At 71.1% G+C, this 15,521-nt stretch carries 16 protein-coding genes and 1 pseudogene; 9 read left to right on the top strand and 8 right to left on the bottom strand.

The window, feature by feature from the left end:
- Positions 1–33 precede the first annotated feature (33 nt).
- Complete coding sequence (locus OG994_RS11720; RefSeq protein ID WP_328853201.1) at positions 34–1,074, bottom strand: carboxypeptidase regulatory-like domain-containing protein; 1,041 nt, start codon at positions 1,072–1,074, stop codon at positions 34–36.
- A gap of 232 nt (positions 1,075–1,306) precedes the next feature.
- Here OG994_RS11720 and thyX point away from each other — a divergent pair.
- A pseudogene (gene thyX, locus OG994_RS11715) lies at positions 1,307–1,464 on the top strand (FAD-dependent thymidylate synthase); the annotation flags it as partial.
- A gap of 48 nt (positions 1,465–1,512) precedes the next feature.
- Here thyX and OG994_RS11710 read toward each other — a convergent pair.
- From OG994_RS11710 to OG994_RS11690, 5 genes are all read right to left on the bottom strand, one after another.
- Positions 1,513–2,067: a hypothetical protein gene (locus OG994_RS11710; RefSeq protein ID WP_328853200.1), complete on the bottom strand. Its 555-nt coding sequence runs from the start codon at positions 2,065–2,067 to the stop codon at positions 1,513–1,515.
- 315 nt (positions 2,068–2,382) lie between these two features.
- A complete protein-coding gene (locus OG994_RS11705; RefSeq protein WP_328853199.1) occupies positions 2,383–2,868 on the bottom strand; it encodes a pyridoxamine 5'-phosphate oxidase family protein in 486 nt (161 codons plus the stop codon).
- Entirely contained in the window at positions 2,865–3,482 is a 618-nt protein-coding gene (locus OG994_RS11700) for a dihydrofolate reductase family protein (protein ID WP_328853198.1), read from the bottom strand. Before OG994_RS11700 ends, OG994_RS11705 begins: the two co-directional genes overlap by 4 nt.
- Before the next feature lie 10 nt (positions 3,483–3,492).
- Positions 3,493–4,335, bottom strand: a complete 843-nt coding sequence (locus OG994_RS11695; RefSeq protein ID WP_328853197.1) for a hypothetical protein — start codon at positions 4,333–4,335, stop codon at positions 3,493–3,495.
- Positions 4,336–4,840: 505 nt separating this feature from the next.
- Entirely contained in the window at positions 4,841–6,316 is a 1,476-nt protein-coding gene (locus OG994_RS11690) for an MFS transporter (RefSeq protein WP_328853196.1), read from the bottom strand.
- Between the two features lie 20 nt (positions 6,317–6,336).
- On the opposite strand from OG994_RS11690, the gene OG994_RS11685 reads away from it, so the two are divergent.
- The 3 genes from OG994_RS11685 (at position 6,337) to OG994_RS11675 (ending at position 9,117) form a co-directional block, all read left to right on the top strand.
- Complete coding sequence (locus tag OG994_RS11685) at positions 6,337–6,828, top strand: MarR family winged helix-turn-helix transcriptional regulator (protein ID WP_328853195.1); 492 nt, start codon at positions 6,337–6,339, stop codon at positions 6,826–6,828.
- A 339-nt stretch (positions 6,829–7,167) separates the two neighbouring features.
- Entirely contained in the window at positions 7,168–8,160 is a 993-nt protein-coding gene (locus tag OG994_RS11680; RefSeq protein ID WP_328853194.1) for a hypothetical protein, read from the top strand.
- 249 nt (positions 8,161–8,409) lie between these two features.
- Positions 8,410–9,117, top strand: a complete 708-nt coding sequence (locus OG994_RS11675) for a VOC family protein (RefSeq protein ID WP_328853193.1) — start codon at positions 8,410–8,412, stop codon at positions 9,115–9,117.
- 272 nt (positions 9,118–9,389) lie between these two features.
- Here the strand turns inward: OG994_RS11675 and OG994_RS11670 are convergent, their stop codons facing one another.
- Positions 9,390–9,587 (bottom strand): hypothetical protein, encoded by a 198-nt coding sequence (locus OG994_RS11670; protein WP_328853192.1) that lies wholly within the window; start codon positions 9,585–9,587, stop codon positions 9,390–9,392.
- Positions 9,588–9,905: 318 nt separating this feature from the next.
- Between OG994_RS11670 and OG994_RS11665 the strand changes: the two genes are divergently transcribed.
- Genes OG994_RS11665 through OG994_RS11645 form a run of 5 tightly spaced genes read left to right on the top strand, consistent with a single transcriptional unit; the run spans position 9,906 to position 14,508 of the window.
- Positions 9,906–11,084, top strand: a complete 1,179-nt coding sequence (locus OG994_RS11665) for a mandelate racemase/muconate lactonizing enzyme family protein (RefSeq protein ID WP_328853191.1) — start codon at positions 9,906–9,908, stop codon at positions 11,082–11,084.
- On the top strand, positions 11,081–11,998 hold the full coding sequence (locus OG994_RS11660; RefSeq protein WP_328853190.1) for a dihydrodipicolinate synthase family protein: 918 nt from the start codon (positions 11,081–11,083) through the stop codon (positions 11,996–11,998). Before OG994_RS11665 ends, OG994_RS11660 begins: the two co-directional genes overlap by 4 nt.
- A 13-nt stretch (positions 11,999–12,011) precedes the next feature.
- Positions 12,012–13,151, top strand: coding sequence for a mandelate racemase/muconate lactonizing enzyme family protein (locus OG994_RS11655; RefSeq protein ID WP_120331646.1), 1,140 nt, complete (start codon positions 12,012–12,014; stop codon positions 13,149–13,151).
- A complete protein-coding gene (locus OG994_RS11650; protein WP_328853189.1) occupies positions 13,148–13,876 on the top strand; it encodes an SDR family oxidoreductase in 729 nt (242 codons plus the stop codon). The genes OG994_RS11655 and OG994_RS11650 overlap by 4 nt, the downstream gene beginning before the upstream one ends.
- On the top strand, positions 13,873–14,508 hold the full coding sequence (locus tag OG994_RS11645; RefSeq protein ID WP_328853188.1) for a YesL family protein: 636 nt from the start codon (positions 13,873–13,875) through the stop codon (positions 14,506–14,508). The genes OG994_RS11650 and OG994_RS11645 overlap by 4 nt, the downstream gene beginning before the upstream one ends.
- Before the next feature lie 197 nt (positions 14,509–14,705).
- Here the strand turns inward: OG994_RS11645 and OG994_RS11640 are convergent, their stop codons facing one another.
- Positions 14,706–15,518 carry an IclR family transcriptional regulator gene (locus tag OG994_RS11640; protein WP_120331644.1) on the bottom strand — a complete coding sequence of 271 codons (813 nt, stop codon included), beginning with the start codon at positions 15,516–15,518 and terminating at the stop codon, positions 14,706–14,708.
- Positions 15,519–15,521 lie beyond the last annotated feature (3 nt).

Below are 15,521 nucleotides of genomic sequence, written 5' to 3'. Positions count from 1 at the left end.
TGGTCGCTCTCAGCACCCGGCCTGGCAGCAGTGTTAGCGGGCCGGCCGGCCGTATGGGTCGTGGCTGAGCTGCTGGATGCCGCCCGGCGGAGGCCCGCTGTACGGGCCGGGGAACCCGTCGGCCGGCGTCGTGTGCAGCACCGCGGTCGGTGCGTCGCTCATGCCCGCTCCGGCCGGCGCCATGAGCTGAGTCGCCGCATGCGGATCCGGCTTGTCCAGCGTGTTCCGGCGGCGGATCCTCATCAGGGCCAGTGTGCCCAGGCCGGCAGCGACCAGTAGGCCGCCCAGGATGAACGGCAGCAGCGAACCGCTGCCCTCGTCGCTGACAGGTTCGAGGGCGGGGGGTGCGGCCGCGGCTGCGCTGGTCTCCGCGGCAGGCGTCTCGTCCGCCGCCGCCGTTGCGGTGGGCGACGGCGCGGTCGTGGCGGGCGCGGCCGCGGCGGTCAAGGTCAGCCGCACGCTCGCGGTGTCACCGGCGGAGCCCTGCACGGTCGTGCGGGCGGTGCGATAGCCGTCCAGGGCCGCGACGACCGTGATCCGGCCCGCGGCGATCGTCTTGCCGGCGCCCGACTTGATCGAGAACCGGCCGCTCTGGTCGCTCGTCGTACGGTATTCGTGCCCGGCACTGTCCCGGACGGTCAGGGCCACGCCCCCGATCGCCTTGCCGCTGGCGTCGCGGACCTGGCCGGACACCCCGTCCACCTCCGACGATGGCTCGTCCCCACCGGGCTGCGGCGCGCCCGCGCGGGGTTGCGACGTGCCCGGGGCGGGTTGCGACGTGCCCGGGCCGTGAACATAGACCATCTTGAAGTCGAAGCTGTTCTGCCCGTCGAGCCGCACGCCGACGGAGATGTTGAGACCGCTGATCTCGCCCGCGTGGACCTGGGGCGCGACAAGGGTGGCCTGGAAGTCCTGGCTCTGGCCGGGTTTGAGGTTCGGCTCCACCCGGCAGCCGGTGGTGCACTGCAAGCCGCCACTGACCACCACGATGGCCGTTTCGGCCCGGCTTCCGTTGTTCGTGACACGGAACTGAACGCGAACCTTGTCGCCGGGCTTCACGTTCTCCGCCGACACGCTCAGGATGCTGACGGGTGCCGGGGCGCCCGCCACGGGTGCCGCGGACATCGCGAGCGTCCCCCCGGCCAGCGCGATCAACGCGGCGGCCCGGGCCCATCGGGCACGTAAGCGAGTCGGCACTTCCTACCACCCTCTCCACGGCAGGCACCATCGGCCGATGACGCCGCGGGACACTATGCCCTGTCGGGATGGTTGCGCGACCCGCGGCCCCGGTCACGTCCCCTGACGTGTGCGCGCCACGGAGCACGCCGGCGTCGAGATCCGTGAGTTCGCCGTGGAGTGCCTGCGGCAGTTGCAGGGCGTGGGCGCCCGAGGTGTCTGCCGACTTCACCGTTTCCGCCCTGCCGGACGGTACGGAGGCGGGCCGCCACCCCGCACGCTGAGTGATCCGGTACGCCGGGGCCCGGCACCTGCCGGGCCCCGGCTCGGCTCTATTCAGCCATGGACGACGTATCCGCCCATGAGAACCGGGTACCGGGGTCGCTGGGGGGATCCCGGGGGGAGGTCGGTCTCGGGGTCGAGGCAGTGGGTGGGCGGCCGCTCCGGCCCGTTCTGCGCCTGAGCGTCGACGATCTCGTCCGGCTCATTTCCACCGTCGATGATCTTCACGTAGTAGCCATGGTTCTTCACATTGCCCTGGCCCTCAGGGACGATCGCGGTGAACACCGCGACGTTTCCGGTGACCTTCAGACACGTCACGTCGGCTCGTCCCTGCCCCACCAGCGTGCCGTCCGGCAGTTCGTGCCGGTATAGGAAATGGCCGCGCGTCGACCCGTCGGCGGCCGTCACCGCCTGGACACCGAACCAGATGCGGTGCCCAACCACGCCGGGCTCGTCGTACACGAAATGTCCCAACCCGGCGACGACCGACCACCCAGTTGCGACGCTCGTCGCCTCGGACTGCTGGGCCTGCGCGACGGAGGGCGACCCCGCCACCCCCGCTGCCGCAACCGCCGCCAACGCCACCACACGCATACCTGACCTGAACATGTCGCTCCTTCTGACTATCCCGTCCGCTGACCTGTTCAGCATCACCGCACGTCGATAGGAGTGAATCCCTCCACCGAGCCATCCGCCTCCCCCGTCGGAGGGAGTGGCGCGGCACGCCCCGTGGGGATGGAGGGATGGTGGCAGCCGTGATGCGGACTCGACCGAAGACGAGCCGGCTCGCACCGGCGCTCGTGTCCCCTTCGTCGCAGCGGTCCCGCGGCACCTGGCATACCGGCCGTCGCGGCGCCTGATCCCACCTCGTTGCGGGCCTGCGGATGTCGGCTGCCGACCGGGCCTCTGTCGCCGGCGCGGTCGCTACTCGATACGGACTCGATGGTCTTTGGCGAGGGCGTGCAGCGGGCACGGCTGTCTCGGCTCGCGCGGGCAGAGGACCCACACGTCGGTCGCTGTTGCCCGGTAGAGGCGGTACGGGGAGGATCCGGTCACGTCATCCCTGGTCAGCGCGGTGGCGCCCCGTTCCGGGGGCCCTGGGTAGACCTCCAGTCCGCGTTCGAGATCGTCGCCGGCCAGCTCGCTCGCCGTCCCGACCGCGTACAGGGCACGGCCGTGGTAGGGCCGGACGCTGGAGTCGAACACCACGATGCTGACCTGCGGGCGTTCGGTGAGGTTGCGGGAGTGCACCGCAGCGGTCTCCGAGGTCCAGTAGAACTCGCGCAGGCCGGCCGCGGCGAAATAGACCGGCGATGTCCACGGCCGGCCGTCCGGGTCGACCGTGCCCAGCGTCAGGTAACCGTTCGCGTCGAGCAGCGCCCGCGCGTGTGCCGCCAGGTCAACTGTCATCGTGGATCACCTTCTCGGACGACCTCGTAGGTGAGGTGCGTCGCCCGTGGCGACTCGGTGACCTGCCGCTGGATCAACGTCGTCGGGCCGGCGAGCGCGAACAGCCGGGTGCCGCCGCCGACCACCAGGGGTGACAGGTGGATGCGCAGCTCGTCGACGAGCCCCGCAGCCAGGCACTGGTCGATGACGTTCGCGCCGCCCATGACGACGACGTCCTTGTCGGCCGCGGCGGCTCGGGCCTGGTCGATGGCGGCTGCCACGCCGTCGGTCACGAACCGGAACCTGGACGCGAGCCGCACTGTGGCGGGCGGCTCGTGGGTGACGACGTAGCACGGCGGTGCGGCCGACTGGTTCTGGTCGTGCCCGTACCCGACGTCGTCGCTCCAGCCGTGTGGGCCGTCCACGATGTCGTACAGCCGTCGTCCCATGACCACCGCACCGGTCCGCTCGAAGCTGTCCGCCAGCACCGCTTCGTCGACCGGTGAGCGGGGCTCCTCCAGCACCCACGCGTGAATCGCCTCGCCGCCGATGCCGAGGCCGTGCTCCAGGTCCACCCCACGTGCGGTGACGTATCCGTCCAGCGACATCGAGATGTCCGCGATCACCTTGCTCATGTCCACTCCTTCAGGTGCGGCTGAGGTATATAACGGCGGGGCCGGGCGGGAACGGTGACGAGAACTCGACCGCGCCTTCCTGCTCGACGTTCAGCGCGTCACTCGATGTTGTCTCGCGAGTGGTTACGTCGAACCATTCGACCTGGTAGGTGCCGGCTGGCAGATCGACCGTGAACCTGTCACCGTCCGGCTGTAGCACGAGATACTCCGAGCCGGGGTTGACCAGGGCATAGCCGGTTGAGGCGAGGTCGCGCCGCGGCTGCATGTCGATCAGACCCATGCGCTCGGCGTACCGGCGGGTGTCGCCCATCGCCCACCGCGCCGGCTCGTAGTAACTGAATGGCGGCACACCGGCCTCGGCGGGTGACTCGGCCGCGGGTTCGAGGCCGGCGATGAGGCCGTAGTCCATGAGAATGGGGTGGTGGCCGCGCAGGAATGACTTCCACGCCCAGAGCGCGTCGCCCTGCCCGGGTGCGTAGTGATCGGTATCGCTGATGACCACCTTGGCGTCGTCGGCGACCGGGGGATCGGCGTACCAGCGCGAGGGTGGAGAGCCGGGCGTCATCGGGTGGCCGCCGCCGGCGAAGATCTCGTCGTCGTAGCCTGGCGAGATCCACTCGGCGCGGCTGCCCAGGAGCGGATCGTTGACCTTGGTCTGATCCGCCACCGGAAACTGCATGGTCATGCCGATCGGGTGCGGGTCGTAGCCACGCGCTGCCTCGTGCCGCTTGACCGTATCGATGACCCAGTATTGCCAATCGGTCGAGTCGCCCCACGACGGTGCCTTGTCCATGCCCAGGAACGCGGCGAACACATCGGTCACCGTGCCGTCACCGGACGATTCGTTGGCCACCTCCCACAGCACGTTGGGCAGGTCGTGGAGGGTGTCGACGTCGAGAACCTCGATGAGAAGGCCCGCTTACTGAAAGAAGGCGAGAGGTTGTTCATCGAGAGCTGCGTGAACGGTACGCCGTCGCCGGTCACCGGGTGGCGCGGGCCCGCGGGCCCGCCCACCCCATCTGCGGCGCCACCCGCTGGACACCAGGCCGGTCGCACCGCCTCGTAGCCGCCGAGGCGGCCACGAGGTCCCCGACGCGCGACCTCGGCGGCCTCCCGTGGACGCCGGCGTCGGCGCCCGCAGCTCGACCACGGCCGCCAGCGTGCGCCGTTGATGCTCGACCTCCGTCCGCCCCGTCCGGGCCAGGTCCCCGGGAGGCCGGCCAGTCCGCGTGACGATGCTGGACGAAGAGCTGTGTTGAGGTGGCGTGGTCGTGGAGGTACCGAGGCAAGCCGCATGTGGTCGCGAGCCAAAGGGAGACCCTGACCTGAATTGCATGGAGTCGGTGCTCGTGTGACACCTAGTTCAGCGGCGCACTGCCCCTGGCAGGCATCGGATCACCGTCTCCTGCCAGGGACGACGACTGGACCGGTGCGTCGTCCGGCGTGCCACCGGTTTGTGTGGGATGGGAGACGAGGATCACCGGCAGGATCGCGGCTACGGCGATACCGCTGATAGCGGCGAGTGCGGCGACAAGGTTCTGGTCGCCAGCATGGAGGATCCAGGTGATGATGGCGAGCCCCACGGCGGTCCCGATCTGCAGGGCGGTGGAGGCCGTGGCCGACGCTATGCCGGCGTGCGCGGGAGGGATGCCGGTGGTCGCGGCCGCGAACATCGCGGGGAAGACCAGGCCCATGCCGAGTCCGGCCAGCAGAATCCCAGGCGCCAGCGCGGGGTAGCGGGCATCGATGGCGGCGGCCATGAGGCCGGTTCCCGCCGCCCCCGTGACCAGCCCGGTGACCAGCACGACGCGAATTCCGAAGCGCAGCATGAGTCGTTCGCCGGTGATGTTGCCGGCGGCGATCGCGCCGGTGGGCAGGAGAAAGGCGAGGCCGGCTTCCAACGCGGTCATGCCCAGACCGTCGCGGAGGTGGATCGTCAGGACATAGGGGACGGATTGTAGGCTGATGGCGTAAAGCGTGATCAACAGCAGGGCTCCGCGTAGCGACCGGTGAGAGAACAGCGCGAGGGGCAGCAGCGGGTTGCTGTTTGTGGCCTCGGTCCGGAAGAACAGGAGCGCGAGGGCAAGCGTGGTGGCGGTGCACGCCAGTACCCATGCCCAGGAGGCATCTGGTTCGGACGCTTCGGTGATGCTCAGCACGAGCAGGACGGCGGCTGCCGTACCTGTGCAGGCACCCATCACGTCGAATCCACCGCGGCGGGTAGGGGCAGTGTCCCGGGAGAACAGGGCCGGTGCGCCGGCGAGGGCGATCGCTGTTAGCGGCACGTTGACGAGGAACACACCGCGCCAGCTGATCTCGGCGAGCACGCCGCCGAGGAGTGCGCCGAGACTCAGTCCGCTGGCGCCGGAGGCGGCCCAGATGGTCATGGCTCGGCTTCGCCGGCGGCCGGGCGGGAACGTCGACGTGACCAGCGCGAGTGTCGAGGGGAACAACGCCGCGGCGCCGAGTCCCTGCACCCCCCGGGCGGCGAGCAGCACCGCAGGCCCGGTCGCGGCAGCGCCGGCGAGCGAGGCGACGAGGAACAACGCCATCCCCAGCTGAAACACCCGCCGCCTGCCGAGCAGGTCGCTGAGCCGTCCGAACAGCAGCAGGAATCCGCCGAAAACGAGCGCGTACGCGCTGACCACCCACTGCACCTGCCGGTCGGTGAAGGTCAGCTCCCGTTGGATGTCCGGCAGCGCGACGTAGACGATCGTGAAGTCCAGGCCGGTGATCAGCGATGACAGGCCCAACAAGCCCATCCCGGCCCGGGCTCGGCTCGATGACTGCATCAGCCCCCCAAGGAAAGATAGTAAGCAGTTGGTGACGATCACCAACTGTATACTTCTTCCTCGTGGCCAGGAACCGTCGAATCGCCCGCGCGGAGCGTGATCCTGATCTCGGCATGCTCGCGGCCAGACTCCTGTGGCCACTGGAGGAGGAATTGTTCGCCCGGCTGGCGGACTGCGGCCATGGCCTGGTGCGCCCCCGCCACGGCGCGCTGCTCGCCTACCTGGACGAGACGGGAGTACGGCCGACGGAACTAGCCCGACTGACCGCTCAACACAAGCAGGTCGTCGGCCGCGTCCTCGACGAGCTGGAGGAACTCGGGTACGTGGAACGGCGGCCCGACCCCACCGACCGCCGCAGCAAACTTGTCGTGCTCACCGAGCGAGGCCGCGACGAGCAGGCGCACGCGGACCGCATCCTCGCCGACATCGAGGCCCGCTACGCGGCGAAGATCGGACCGGAGCGGTACGAACACTTCCGCAACCTCCTGCGAGAACTGGTACAACCGGCGCACCAACCCGCCCCTCGATCACCTGGCCACGGCTCTGAGGGGTAGCGCGCCCTCGCCGCCGGCCACTACCTGGCCGTGGTGCTCTCGCGGGAGCCGTGGCTCACCCCGGCCGCGGTGCCCTGGTACGCCAGGCTGGATGACATGCCGTCTGGGCCGCCAGGCCGGCACTGTGGTGGCATTCAGGCTGTGGCTGCGGCAGTGACGGTCACAGCATCGTGCCTGACCCGGCCGGTTTGTTGACCGCGCTTGCGCCGCGTACCGCGTCCCCACTGCCGGCACAGGCGCACGAGACGCCGTGGAACATCGTCAACCAGCCACCAGGACGGCAGGCGGTGAGGATAATCCCTCGTCATGCCGAAATCCGTCCGGTGATACTTCCAACCCATGAAGCCTGACGGTTCCAGCCGGCAGATCAGTGAAAACCCAGCATTGCGACGAGTCCTGGAACGCTATGGCCCGGAGCTGGTGGACCTGCTGGCCGACGGCATGTCGGGTAGCGATCTGACCACCCTGCTGCTCGAGGTGTTCCGGCGCCGTGCGGACCGGCTCTCGCCAGCAGAGGTGATGCGACGCTACCGCAACGATCGGTTCGTGGCGCCGGCACCGATCAGCTTCACCGCACTCCGCCGCGCCGAAGACGCGTTGATCTCCGCGTTGCCCGACAACGTCGACATTCTCGTGCTCGCCCCCGTCCTACCTCTGGCAGCCCATTCCGCCGTGGCGACCGTCGACCCGCGCAAGGTGATAGCGACGGTTCGCGGCAGCGAGGTTGCCGCGGACCCGACGAACGCTCTGGCCCTGGAGGCGTCCGTGCGACGTGCCCAGGCATTGGCCGCAGATCCTCGGTCAGACGTGCTGGTGCGGCTGGCGGCCAGTCAGCGGGTGACCCGTGCACAGCACTTCAACGGCCCTGGGATGCTGGCCCACTTCCAGATATTCGGCCTGGTGACCGCCGGGCGGGATACCGGCAACCGCTCCTTCGAACACCGGCAGCTCGCCGAACATCTGCGGTTCGCCACCCGGGCGCTGGCCGCGGCCGGGGTCCACCGCATACGGATCCAGCTCACCTGCCTGGAGGACGCGAGCCGCCCGATCATCGAACGGGTGCGTGCGGAACTCGCCGGGCTCCCAGGCGTTGCCGTTCACGAGGACCCCGACCGAACGACCGGACGCGGTTACTACACGGGCATCTGCTTCAAGGTCTACGCAGCTGCGGAAGACCAATACCTGGAAGTCGCCGACGGCGGCTTCGTCGACTGGAGCCAACTCCTGACCGGCAACCGCAAGGAACGCCTTCTGATCAGCGGCTTCGGTGTCGACCGACTCACTGAAGCCCTGACATCGCCCCCAGACACGGCCCAGCCCTCACCGCGCTGATTCAACCCAGGGCGGACAGGGCTGACGGTTTGTGTCACTCCACGCCCGCCGTTACGAGCACATGTGTTCGGTGGCTGGGTGATGGCTTCTCGTGTGCGACCGACGGTGATCGTTCACGCGGTGGGGGACCTGCCCTGCACACGGGGTGGGATTTGTCCCCGGACCAGCACGATCGGCGCGCCGCCAGTCCCGGACCAACCTCTCCGAATCCGCGTTGTCGTCGTGCAGGCTCGCGTCTACGGTGCAGTGATGATCTCGCGACAGTTGGCGGTGGCTTTCGACGCGCACGATCCGGCGCGTCTGGCGCAGTTCTGGGCCGGGATGCTCGGCCGGAAGGTCCTCGAGGACGCCGGTGGTGTGCTCCTGCCTGGCGACGACACCCAACTCGGCCTGCGGTTCGTCGCGAGCAGCGGCGAGCAGGTGGGGCCGAACCGCCGCATGCACCTTCACCTGACCAGCGCCAGCCAGGCCGACCAGCAGCACACGGTGGCGACGGCGCTCGGACTCGGCGCCAGCCACCTGGATGTCGGGCAGCGCCCCGAGGAGGGGCACGTTGTCCTGGCTGATCCCGAGGGTAACGAGTTCTGCGTGATCGAGCCGGGCAACAACTTCCTCGCCGGCTGCGGCTTGCTCGGGGAACTGGCCTGCGATGGCACCCGGGAGGTCGGCCTCTTCTGGAGCGAGGCGCTGGGCTGGCCGCTGATCTGGGACCAGAACGAGGAGACTGCGATTCAGTCACCGCACGGCGGCACAAAGGTGGCGTGGGGAGGCCCGCCCGTGGCCCCGAAGACCGTGAGGAACCGGCAGCGCTTCGACCTCGCCCCGGTCGATGGCGACCAGCAAGCGGAGGTCGACCGGCTCGTCTCCCTCGGCGCCACCCGGCTCGATGTCGATGCGGACGGTGCCGTCGTGCTGGCCGATCCCGACGGCAACGAGTTCTGCGTGCGAGGGAAATGATCACAGCGTGGCCGGGTCGCCCCAGTGACCAGGGCCATCGCGGAGATTACAGGTATTAGGAAGGGCGGCGACCGGCAGGCCATCGAGGCCAACCGCCAGCTCGGCGATCCACGCGCCGGTCCGCCGACCCGCGCCGCACCTGACGCGGTCGGCTGCTTGGAGACGAAGCGACCCGTCGGACTGGTGGCTGACCCACCGGGCCGGGCGGTTCCGAGGAATGCCCCTTGACGGGGACTCGACCGCCTCCGGCATGGATTCCGCGGCTACCACGCTCAGCCCACCGCCGAAGCGAACGGGTTGGGCAGGTCGAAGTCGGCACAGACAAGGTCCTGGTCGATGACCGCGCCGGCGACGGTGCCGCTGGCCGCTGCAGTGACCACCGCAGCCAGCGGCATGGGTACGGTGGCCCGCCGCGCCATGTCACCTGCCGCGTACACGCCCCGCACGCTCGTCTGCCCGAACTCGTTCACCTCGACAGATTCATCGGCGAGGCAATCGCCGTCGAGAGAACTATGGGGACCACACAAGCGGCGTCCCGAACGGGGGGCAGCGGCGCGGTGTTGGGCTTTCCCTGGGCCTCGTTGCCGTTTCCGGGATCACCCTCGTCCTCGGCGTCGACCCTCCGGGCTGCGGTCGATGCGGTGCTGCGCCGCGCCCTCGACGAGGCTGTCACGGTGGCGCGGGACCCCCAACCTGCGTTCGCGCCGCATCGAGATTGACGGACCACTAACCCGTAGTGTGGAATCTACTTCCACAATGTGGCAGACAAGGTTGAGGGGTGGAATGTGATGACCCCGACACGGATCACGTCAGTCGACTGCTTCGTCCTCAAGCTCTCGAACGATGAGCGGTACCTCGGCCCCACCAACGAGCCTGCGAACCCGACACCACCGGCCGGCTACGCCGTACGTCCACCGTGGCGCAGCATCTACTCGCCACGCTTCGAGACACTGCTCGTCCGGTTGACCACCGACTCGGGCGTCAGCGGGTGGGGCGAGGCCCTCGCCCCGGTCGCCCCCGAGGTCCCCGCCGAGGTGGTGCGCCGGCTGCTCGCACCGGCCCTGATCGGCGCCGATCCACGGCACGTGCGGCCGATCGGCGTGCGGCTGCGCGACCTGATGCGCGAACGCGGGCACCTGGGCGGGCACCAGGCCGACGCCATCGCCGCCGTCGACATCGCCCTGTGGGACCTGGCCGGCCGGCTGGCCGGACTGCCGGTGCACGAGCTGCTCGGCGGGGCATTCCGCGAGCACGTCCCGACGTACGTCTCCGGGCTGCCCCGCCCGGACGACGCCCAGCGCGCCGCCCTGGCCGCCGAGTGGGCGGCGAAGGGAGTCGAGCGGATCAAGCTGCATCTCGGCAAGGGAGTCGCGGCAGACCTGGCCACCGTGGACGCCGTGCGCGCCGCCGCACCGCAGGTGCGGCTCGCGGTCGACGCGCACTGGACCTACGACCTGGCCGCCGCGACCCGGCTGGCGCGCGGCCTCACCGCCCGCGGCGGGATCGAATTCCTGGAGGCGCCGCTGGCGCCGGAGGACCTGGCCGGTCACGCCGACCTCGCCCGCCGCACGGACCTGCCGGTCGCCGTCGGCGAGGCGATGCGCCACCGGTACGACGTCCTGCCCTGGCTGCGGCAGCGCGCCGTCGGCCTGGTGCAGCCCGACGTTGCCAGGACCGGCATCACCGAGGCGATGGCGATCGCCGAGCTGGCCGCGGCGCATCACGTGCCCACCGCGCCGCACCACTCGGTGGCGCTCGGTGTCGCACTCGCCGCAGGGCTGCATGTCAGCGCGGCGGTCGAGCACCTGAGTTGTTTCGAGTACCAACCCACGACGACGGAGGTCGGGCAGCGGATCCTCACCGCGCCGCTGCCGGGCGGTCCGGACGGTTTCGCCGTACCGACCGGCCCCGGCCTCGGCGTCGAGGTGGATCTTGCCACTGTCAGCGCACTCGCGGAGGAACGTTGAGCACCCTCGCACCCCGGGCCCGCGTACGCGGGCTGATCCCCATCCTCGCCACCCCGTTCGACGACGCCGGCGCGCTGGACGTACCGAGCCTGCGCCGGCTGGTGGAGTTCCAGCTCGCGGCCGGCGTCGACGGACTCGCCGTCTTCGGCATGGCCAGCGAGGGGTTCGCACTCACCGCCGCCGAGCGCGCCACGATCCTGACCGAAACCCGGGCGATCGCCGGCCCCGACGTGCCGCTCGTCGCCGGGATCAACGGCACCAGCACGGCCACCGCCGTCGAGCTGGCGCTGGCGGCCCGCGACGGCGGCGCGGACGCCCTGATGGTGCTGCCTCCCTACCTGGCCAAGCCCGCCGGCAACCAGCTCGTCGACTTCTACGGCACGCTCGCCGAGACCAGCGGACTGCACGTGATGGTGCAGGATGCCCCGGCCACGACCGGGGTGACGATGCCGGTCCCGCTGATCGTGCAGCTGAGCAAGCTGCCCGGGGTCGAGTCGGTGAAGGTGGAGACCCAACCCACCGCACCCAAGGTGGGGGAGGTGGTGACCGCCACCGACGGCGACTTCGACGTCCTCGGCGGCCAGAACGCCTTCTTCGTGCTCGAGGAGTACGCCCGCGGCGCCGTCGGCACGATGCCCGCCTGCGAGTTCACCGACGTGCTCGCGCCGATCCTGGCCGACTGGCGCGCCGGCCGGCAGGAGGCGGCGCACGCCGGGTTCAACCATCTGCTGCCGCTGGTCCGGTTCGGACTGCAACCCCGCCTGGCGTGGGCCGTGCACAAGGAGGTGCTGGTGCGCCGGGGCATCATCGACTCCGCCTTCGTCCGCGACCCGGCCCTGCCGCTGGACGCCGGCAGCCGCGCCGCGCTGGACGCGATCCTGGCGCACACCCCCCTGCCGGCCTGGCGATCGTGAGAGGCTGACGATCATGACGAAGATCGTTTCGGTGGACGTCTTTCCCCTGGCGATACCTCGGGCAGATGGCGCAGCGCGGGCGTACGCCACCCAGCCGCCCTGGCCCAGCGTGTACGGCAACCACCGGGAGACCCTCGTGGTCCGGCTGACCGCGGACGACGGCACGACCGGCTGGGGCGAGGCGCTTGCTCCGGTCGCACCCGAGGTACCCGGCGAGATCGTCCGCCGACTGTTGGCGCCGGTGCTCGTCGGCGCGGACCCCCGTCGGGTGCGCCCGCTTCGTCACCAGCTCGGCGACCTGATGCGCGAGCGCGGTCACCTCGGCGGCCACCAGGCCGACGCGATCGCGGCGGTGGACATCGCGCTGTGGGACCTCGCCGGCAAGCTCGCCGGCCGTCCCGTTGTCGAGCTGCTCGGCGGCGCCTTCCACGACACGGTCCCGACGTACGTGTCCGGGCTGCCCGGCCGCGCGGACGCCGACCGGGTCGCTCAGGCCCGGGACTGGGTGGCCCGCGGGGTCCGTCGGATCAAGGTGGGTCTCGGCCACGGCGTGGACGCGGACCTGGCGACGGTGTCGGCGCTGCGCGAGGTCCACCCCGACCTGCGGGTGGCCGTGGACGTCCACGGCGTCTACGCACTGCCGGACGCGGTGCGGCTCGGCCGCGGCCTGGACGACCGGGACGCCTGGTTCTTCGAGATGCCGCTGGCCTTCGAGGACGTCGCCGGTCACGCGGACCTTGCCGCGCGTATCGACGTGCCGGTGGCGTTGGGGGAGAGCCTGCGGCACCGCTGGGAGTTCGCGCCGTTCGTGACGGCCCGGGCGGTGGGCCTGCTGCAACCGGACATCGGCCGCACCGGCATCACCGAGGGACTGGCGATCGCCCAGTACGCCGAGACGCACCACCTGGGCGTGGCCCCGCACCACTCGGCCGGGCTCGGGCTCGCCCTCGCCGCCGGTCTGCACGTCGCCGCCGCCTGCGCCAACCTGGTCGCCTTCGAGTGGCATCCGACCCTGTTCAACCTGGTAAACACGATCCTCACCGTGCCGATCGAGGCGACGCCGACCGGGATCCCGCTGCCCACCGGGCCCGGGCTGGGGGTGTCGGTGGACCCCGAGGCGGTCGCCCGGTACAGCACGTGGACGACGCGATGAGGCGTGTCCTGCTGATCGGTGCGTCGACCCCGATCGGCCGGGCCGTCGCGGCCCGCTTCGCCGCCGCCGGGGACCAGGTCGTCGGTTACGGTCTGGAACCCGCCGGCGAGCCGAGCCTGCTGGCTGACCTGACCGGCGATTGTGCGACCGCGGACGGGGCCGCCGCCGCGGTCGAGACGGCGCGAAACCGGTTGGGCGGGCTGGACGTGCTGGTCGCCGCCGCCGGGGCGATGCCCATCGCCCCGGCCCACGCCACCAGCGACGCGCAGTGGCGCGCCGCCCTGGCCGGCTGCCTGGACACCCTCTTCTTTCCGCTGCGCGCGGCGCTGCCGCTGCTCGCGCCCGGTGCCGCGGTGGTCGCCGTCTCCTCGGTCAACGCGTTCCTGGCCGCCCCCTGGGTGGCCGCGTACGCCGCCGCCAAGGGCGCGGTGGAGGCCCTGGTACGCCAGGTCGCGCTGGACTACGGCGCGCGGGGGATCCGGGTCAACGCGGTGGCGCCGGGCATGGTCGGCGGCGAGCGGCTGCCCGACGCCGCCGGCGGTTACCCGATCGGGCGGACGCTGCGCCCGGACGAGGTCGCCGCTGCGGTGCACTTCCTCGCCTCCGAGGCCGCCAGCGGCATCACCGGCGTGGTGCTGCCGGTCGACGGGGGACTGTCGATCGCCTCGCCGGCCGCGTTCGTGCGGGCGGACCTGCGTCAGCGCCTGGCCGAGCTGGCCCCGTGACCAGCAAAGACGTGCCGGTCGGCGGGCGGTTCGCCCGCCTCTACCGGCTGCTGGACTGGCCGCCCCGGCTGGCCGGGCTGAACCTGTTGTGGCTGGCCGGGGTGCTCGCCGGGGGAGTGGTCGCCGGCCTGTCCCCGGCCACCGTCGCGCTCTTCGCGCTGGTGCGCGACTACCAGCGGGGCCGGCATCCGCGGCCGTGGCGCGACTTCTGGCGGCACTGGCGGGCGGAGTTCGCACGCGCGCAGCTCCGGCTGGGCCTCCCGCTGCTGACCGTGTGGGTGTTCGCGTTCTACCTGCTCGCCGCGCGAGGCACCCCGCTCGCCGGCGCGGTGGCCGTGCTCGCTGTGGTGTATCTGGCGGTGTTGGCCTACCTGCCCGCGGTGCTGGCGCACTTCGACGTGCCGGCCACCGCCGCGTGGCGGATCGCCGCGCTGACGGCCGCGAAAGCTCCGCTGTGGACGGTTGGGTTGGGGGCGACAGTGGTGGTGCTTGTCGCGGCGATGCTCGTCGCCGTGCCGGTCGCCGTCCCGTTCTTCCTGCCCAGCGTGCCGGCGGCACTGATCACGCTGGTCGCCGCGCGGATCTTCGACGTGCTCCCGGCACCTGTCACCAGAGCAGGGGAAGCCGAATGAGCGCGCCTGTTCGTCGGTTCGCCAGCTCACTGGCCGGCGTCGCCGCTCGCTACGGCCGGATTCCCGACTCGACCGCGATCTGGACGCTGGCCGCACCGGCGCTGGTATGACACGACCGCGCGCCGCTCCCTGCCGGAAAGCGGCGCGCGGCGCCGGGTGCTGGCCGTGCGACGGGCGGTGGGATGGGCCGCCCGGGCTCAGCCGACGGCCGACAGCGGCGCGGCGGTGGCGTGGTAACCGAGCCCGGTGGAGATCTGATCGGCGTACTCGATGACCTTCATGGCGAGTTCGTCCTGGCGGCGGGGCAGATCCATCGCCGACAGCGGGCCGGAGACCGACAGGGCCGCCACGACCTTGCCGGAGCGGTCCCGGATCGGGGCGGCCAGGCAGGCCCGGCCGAAGGCCAGCTCCTCCAGTTCGGTGGCGTAGCCGCGGCCGCGTCCTTCGGTGATCGCGGCGAGCAGGCCGTCCAGGTCGGCGATGGTCCGCGGGGTGTACGCCGGGTACTGGCTGCCGATCAGGGATCGGATCTCGTCGGCGGTCAGATCCGACAGCAGCGCCTTGCCCAGGGCGGTGGCGTGCAGCGGGCCGCCACGACCGACCAGGGTGAACGAGCGCGGCGCGAGCCGCCCTTCGAAGTTGCACAGGTAGAACAGTTCGGTGTCGTGGCGTTCGGCGACGTTCGCGCCGAGGCCCAACTCCTGGGCGAGGGTCTGGGCGACCTGCCGGGCCTGCCGGTGCACCGTCGACTGGTTGAGGGCGACGCCCGCCAGGGCGACCACCGTGGGCCCGATGCGGTAGAGGCCGCTGCGCTGGTCGTGGGTGACGAAGCCGAGCGCCTCGAGCGTCCCGACCAGCCGGGAGACGGTCGACTGTCCCAGCCCGGTGAGCTGGACCAGTTCGGACACACGCCGCTCCGGGTGCTCCTCGGTGAACGCGCGCAGCAGCGACAGGGCGCGCTCGACACTCTGCGTGCCGCCGCCGACTTCGCGGGTGGTGGAGCGTGGCATTCC

Origin of the sequence: Micromonospora globbae, assembly GCF_036184225.1 — a bacterium.
GTDB classification, from domain to species: domain Bacteria; phylum Actinomycetota; class Actinomycetes; order Mycobacteriales; family Micromonosporaceae; genus Micromonospora; species Micromonospora globbae.
This window is presented reverse-complemented; position numbering and strand designations above follow the sequence as displayed.

Excerpts from the sequence above, each read along its gene's own strand:
- OG994_RS11710 (WP_328853200.1), bottom strand. The coding sequence starts at position 2,067 with ATGTTCAGGTCAGGTATGCGTGTGGTGGCGTTGGCGGCGGTTGCGGCA.
- OG994_RS11705 (WP_328853199.1), bottom strand. The coding sequence starts at position 2,868 with ATGACAGTTGACCTGGCGGCACACGCGCGGGCGCTGCTCGACGCGAAC.
- OG994_RS11700 (WP_328853198.1), bottom strand. The coding sequence starts at position 3,482 with ATGAGCAAGGTGATCGCGGACATCTCGATGTCGCTGGACGGATACGTC.
- OG994_RS11680 (WP_328853194.1), top strand. The coding sequence starts at position 7,168 with ATGAAGCCTGACGGTTCCAGCCGGCAGATCAGTGAAAACCCAGCATTG.
- OG994_RS11675 (WP_328853193.1), top strand. The coding sequence starts at position 8,410 with ATGATCTCGCGACAGTTGGCGGTGGCTTTCGACGCGCACGATCCGGCG.
- OG994_RS11665 (WP_328853191.1), top strand. The coding sequence starts at position 9,906 with ATGACCCCGACACGGATCACGTCAGTCGACTGCTTCGTCCTCAAGCTC.
- OG994_RS11655 (WP_120331646.1), top strand. The coding sequence starts at position 12,012 with ATGACGAAGATCGTTTCGGTGGACGTCTTTCCCCTGGCGATACCTCGG.
- OG994_RS11650 (WP_328853189.1), top strand. The coding sequence starts at position 13,148 with ATGAGGCGTGTCCTGCTGATCGGTGCGTCGACCCCGATCGGCCGGGCC.
- OG994_RS11640 (WP_120331644.1), bottom strand. The coding sequence starts at position 15,518 with ATGCCACGCTCCACCACCCGCGAAGTCGGCGGCGGCACGCAGAGTGTC.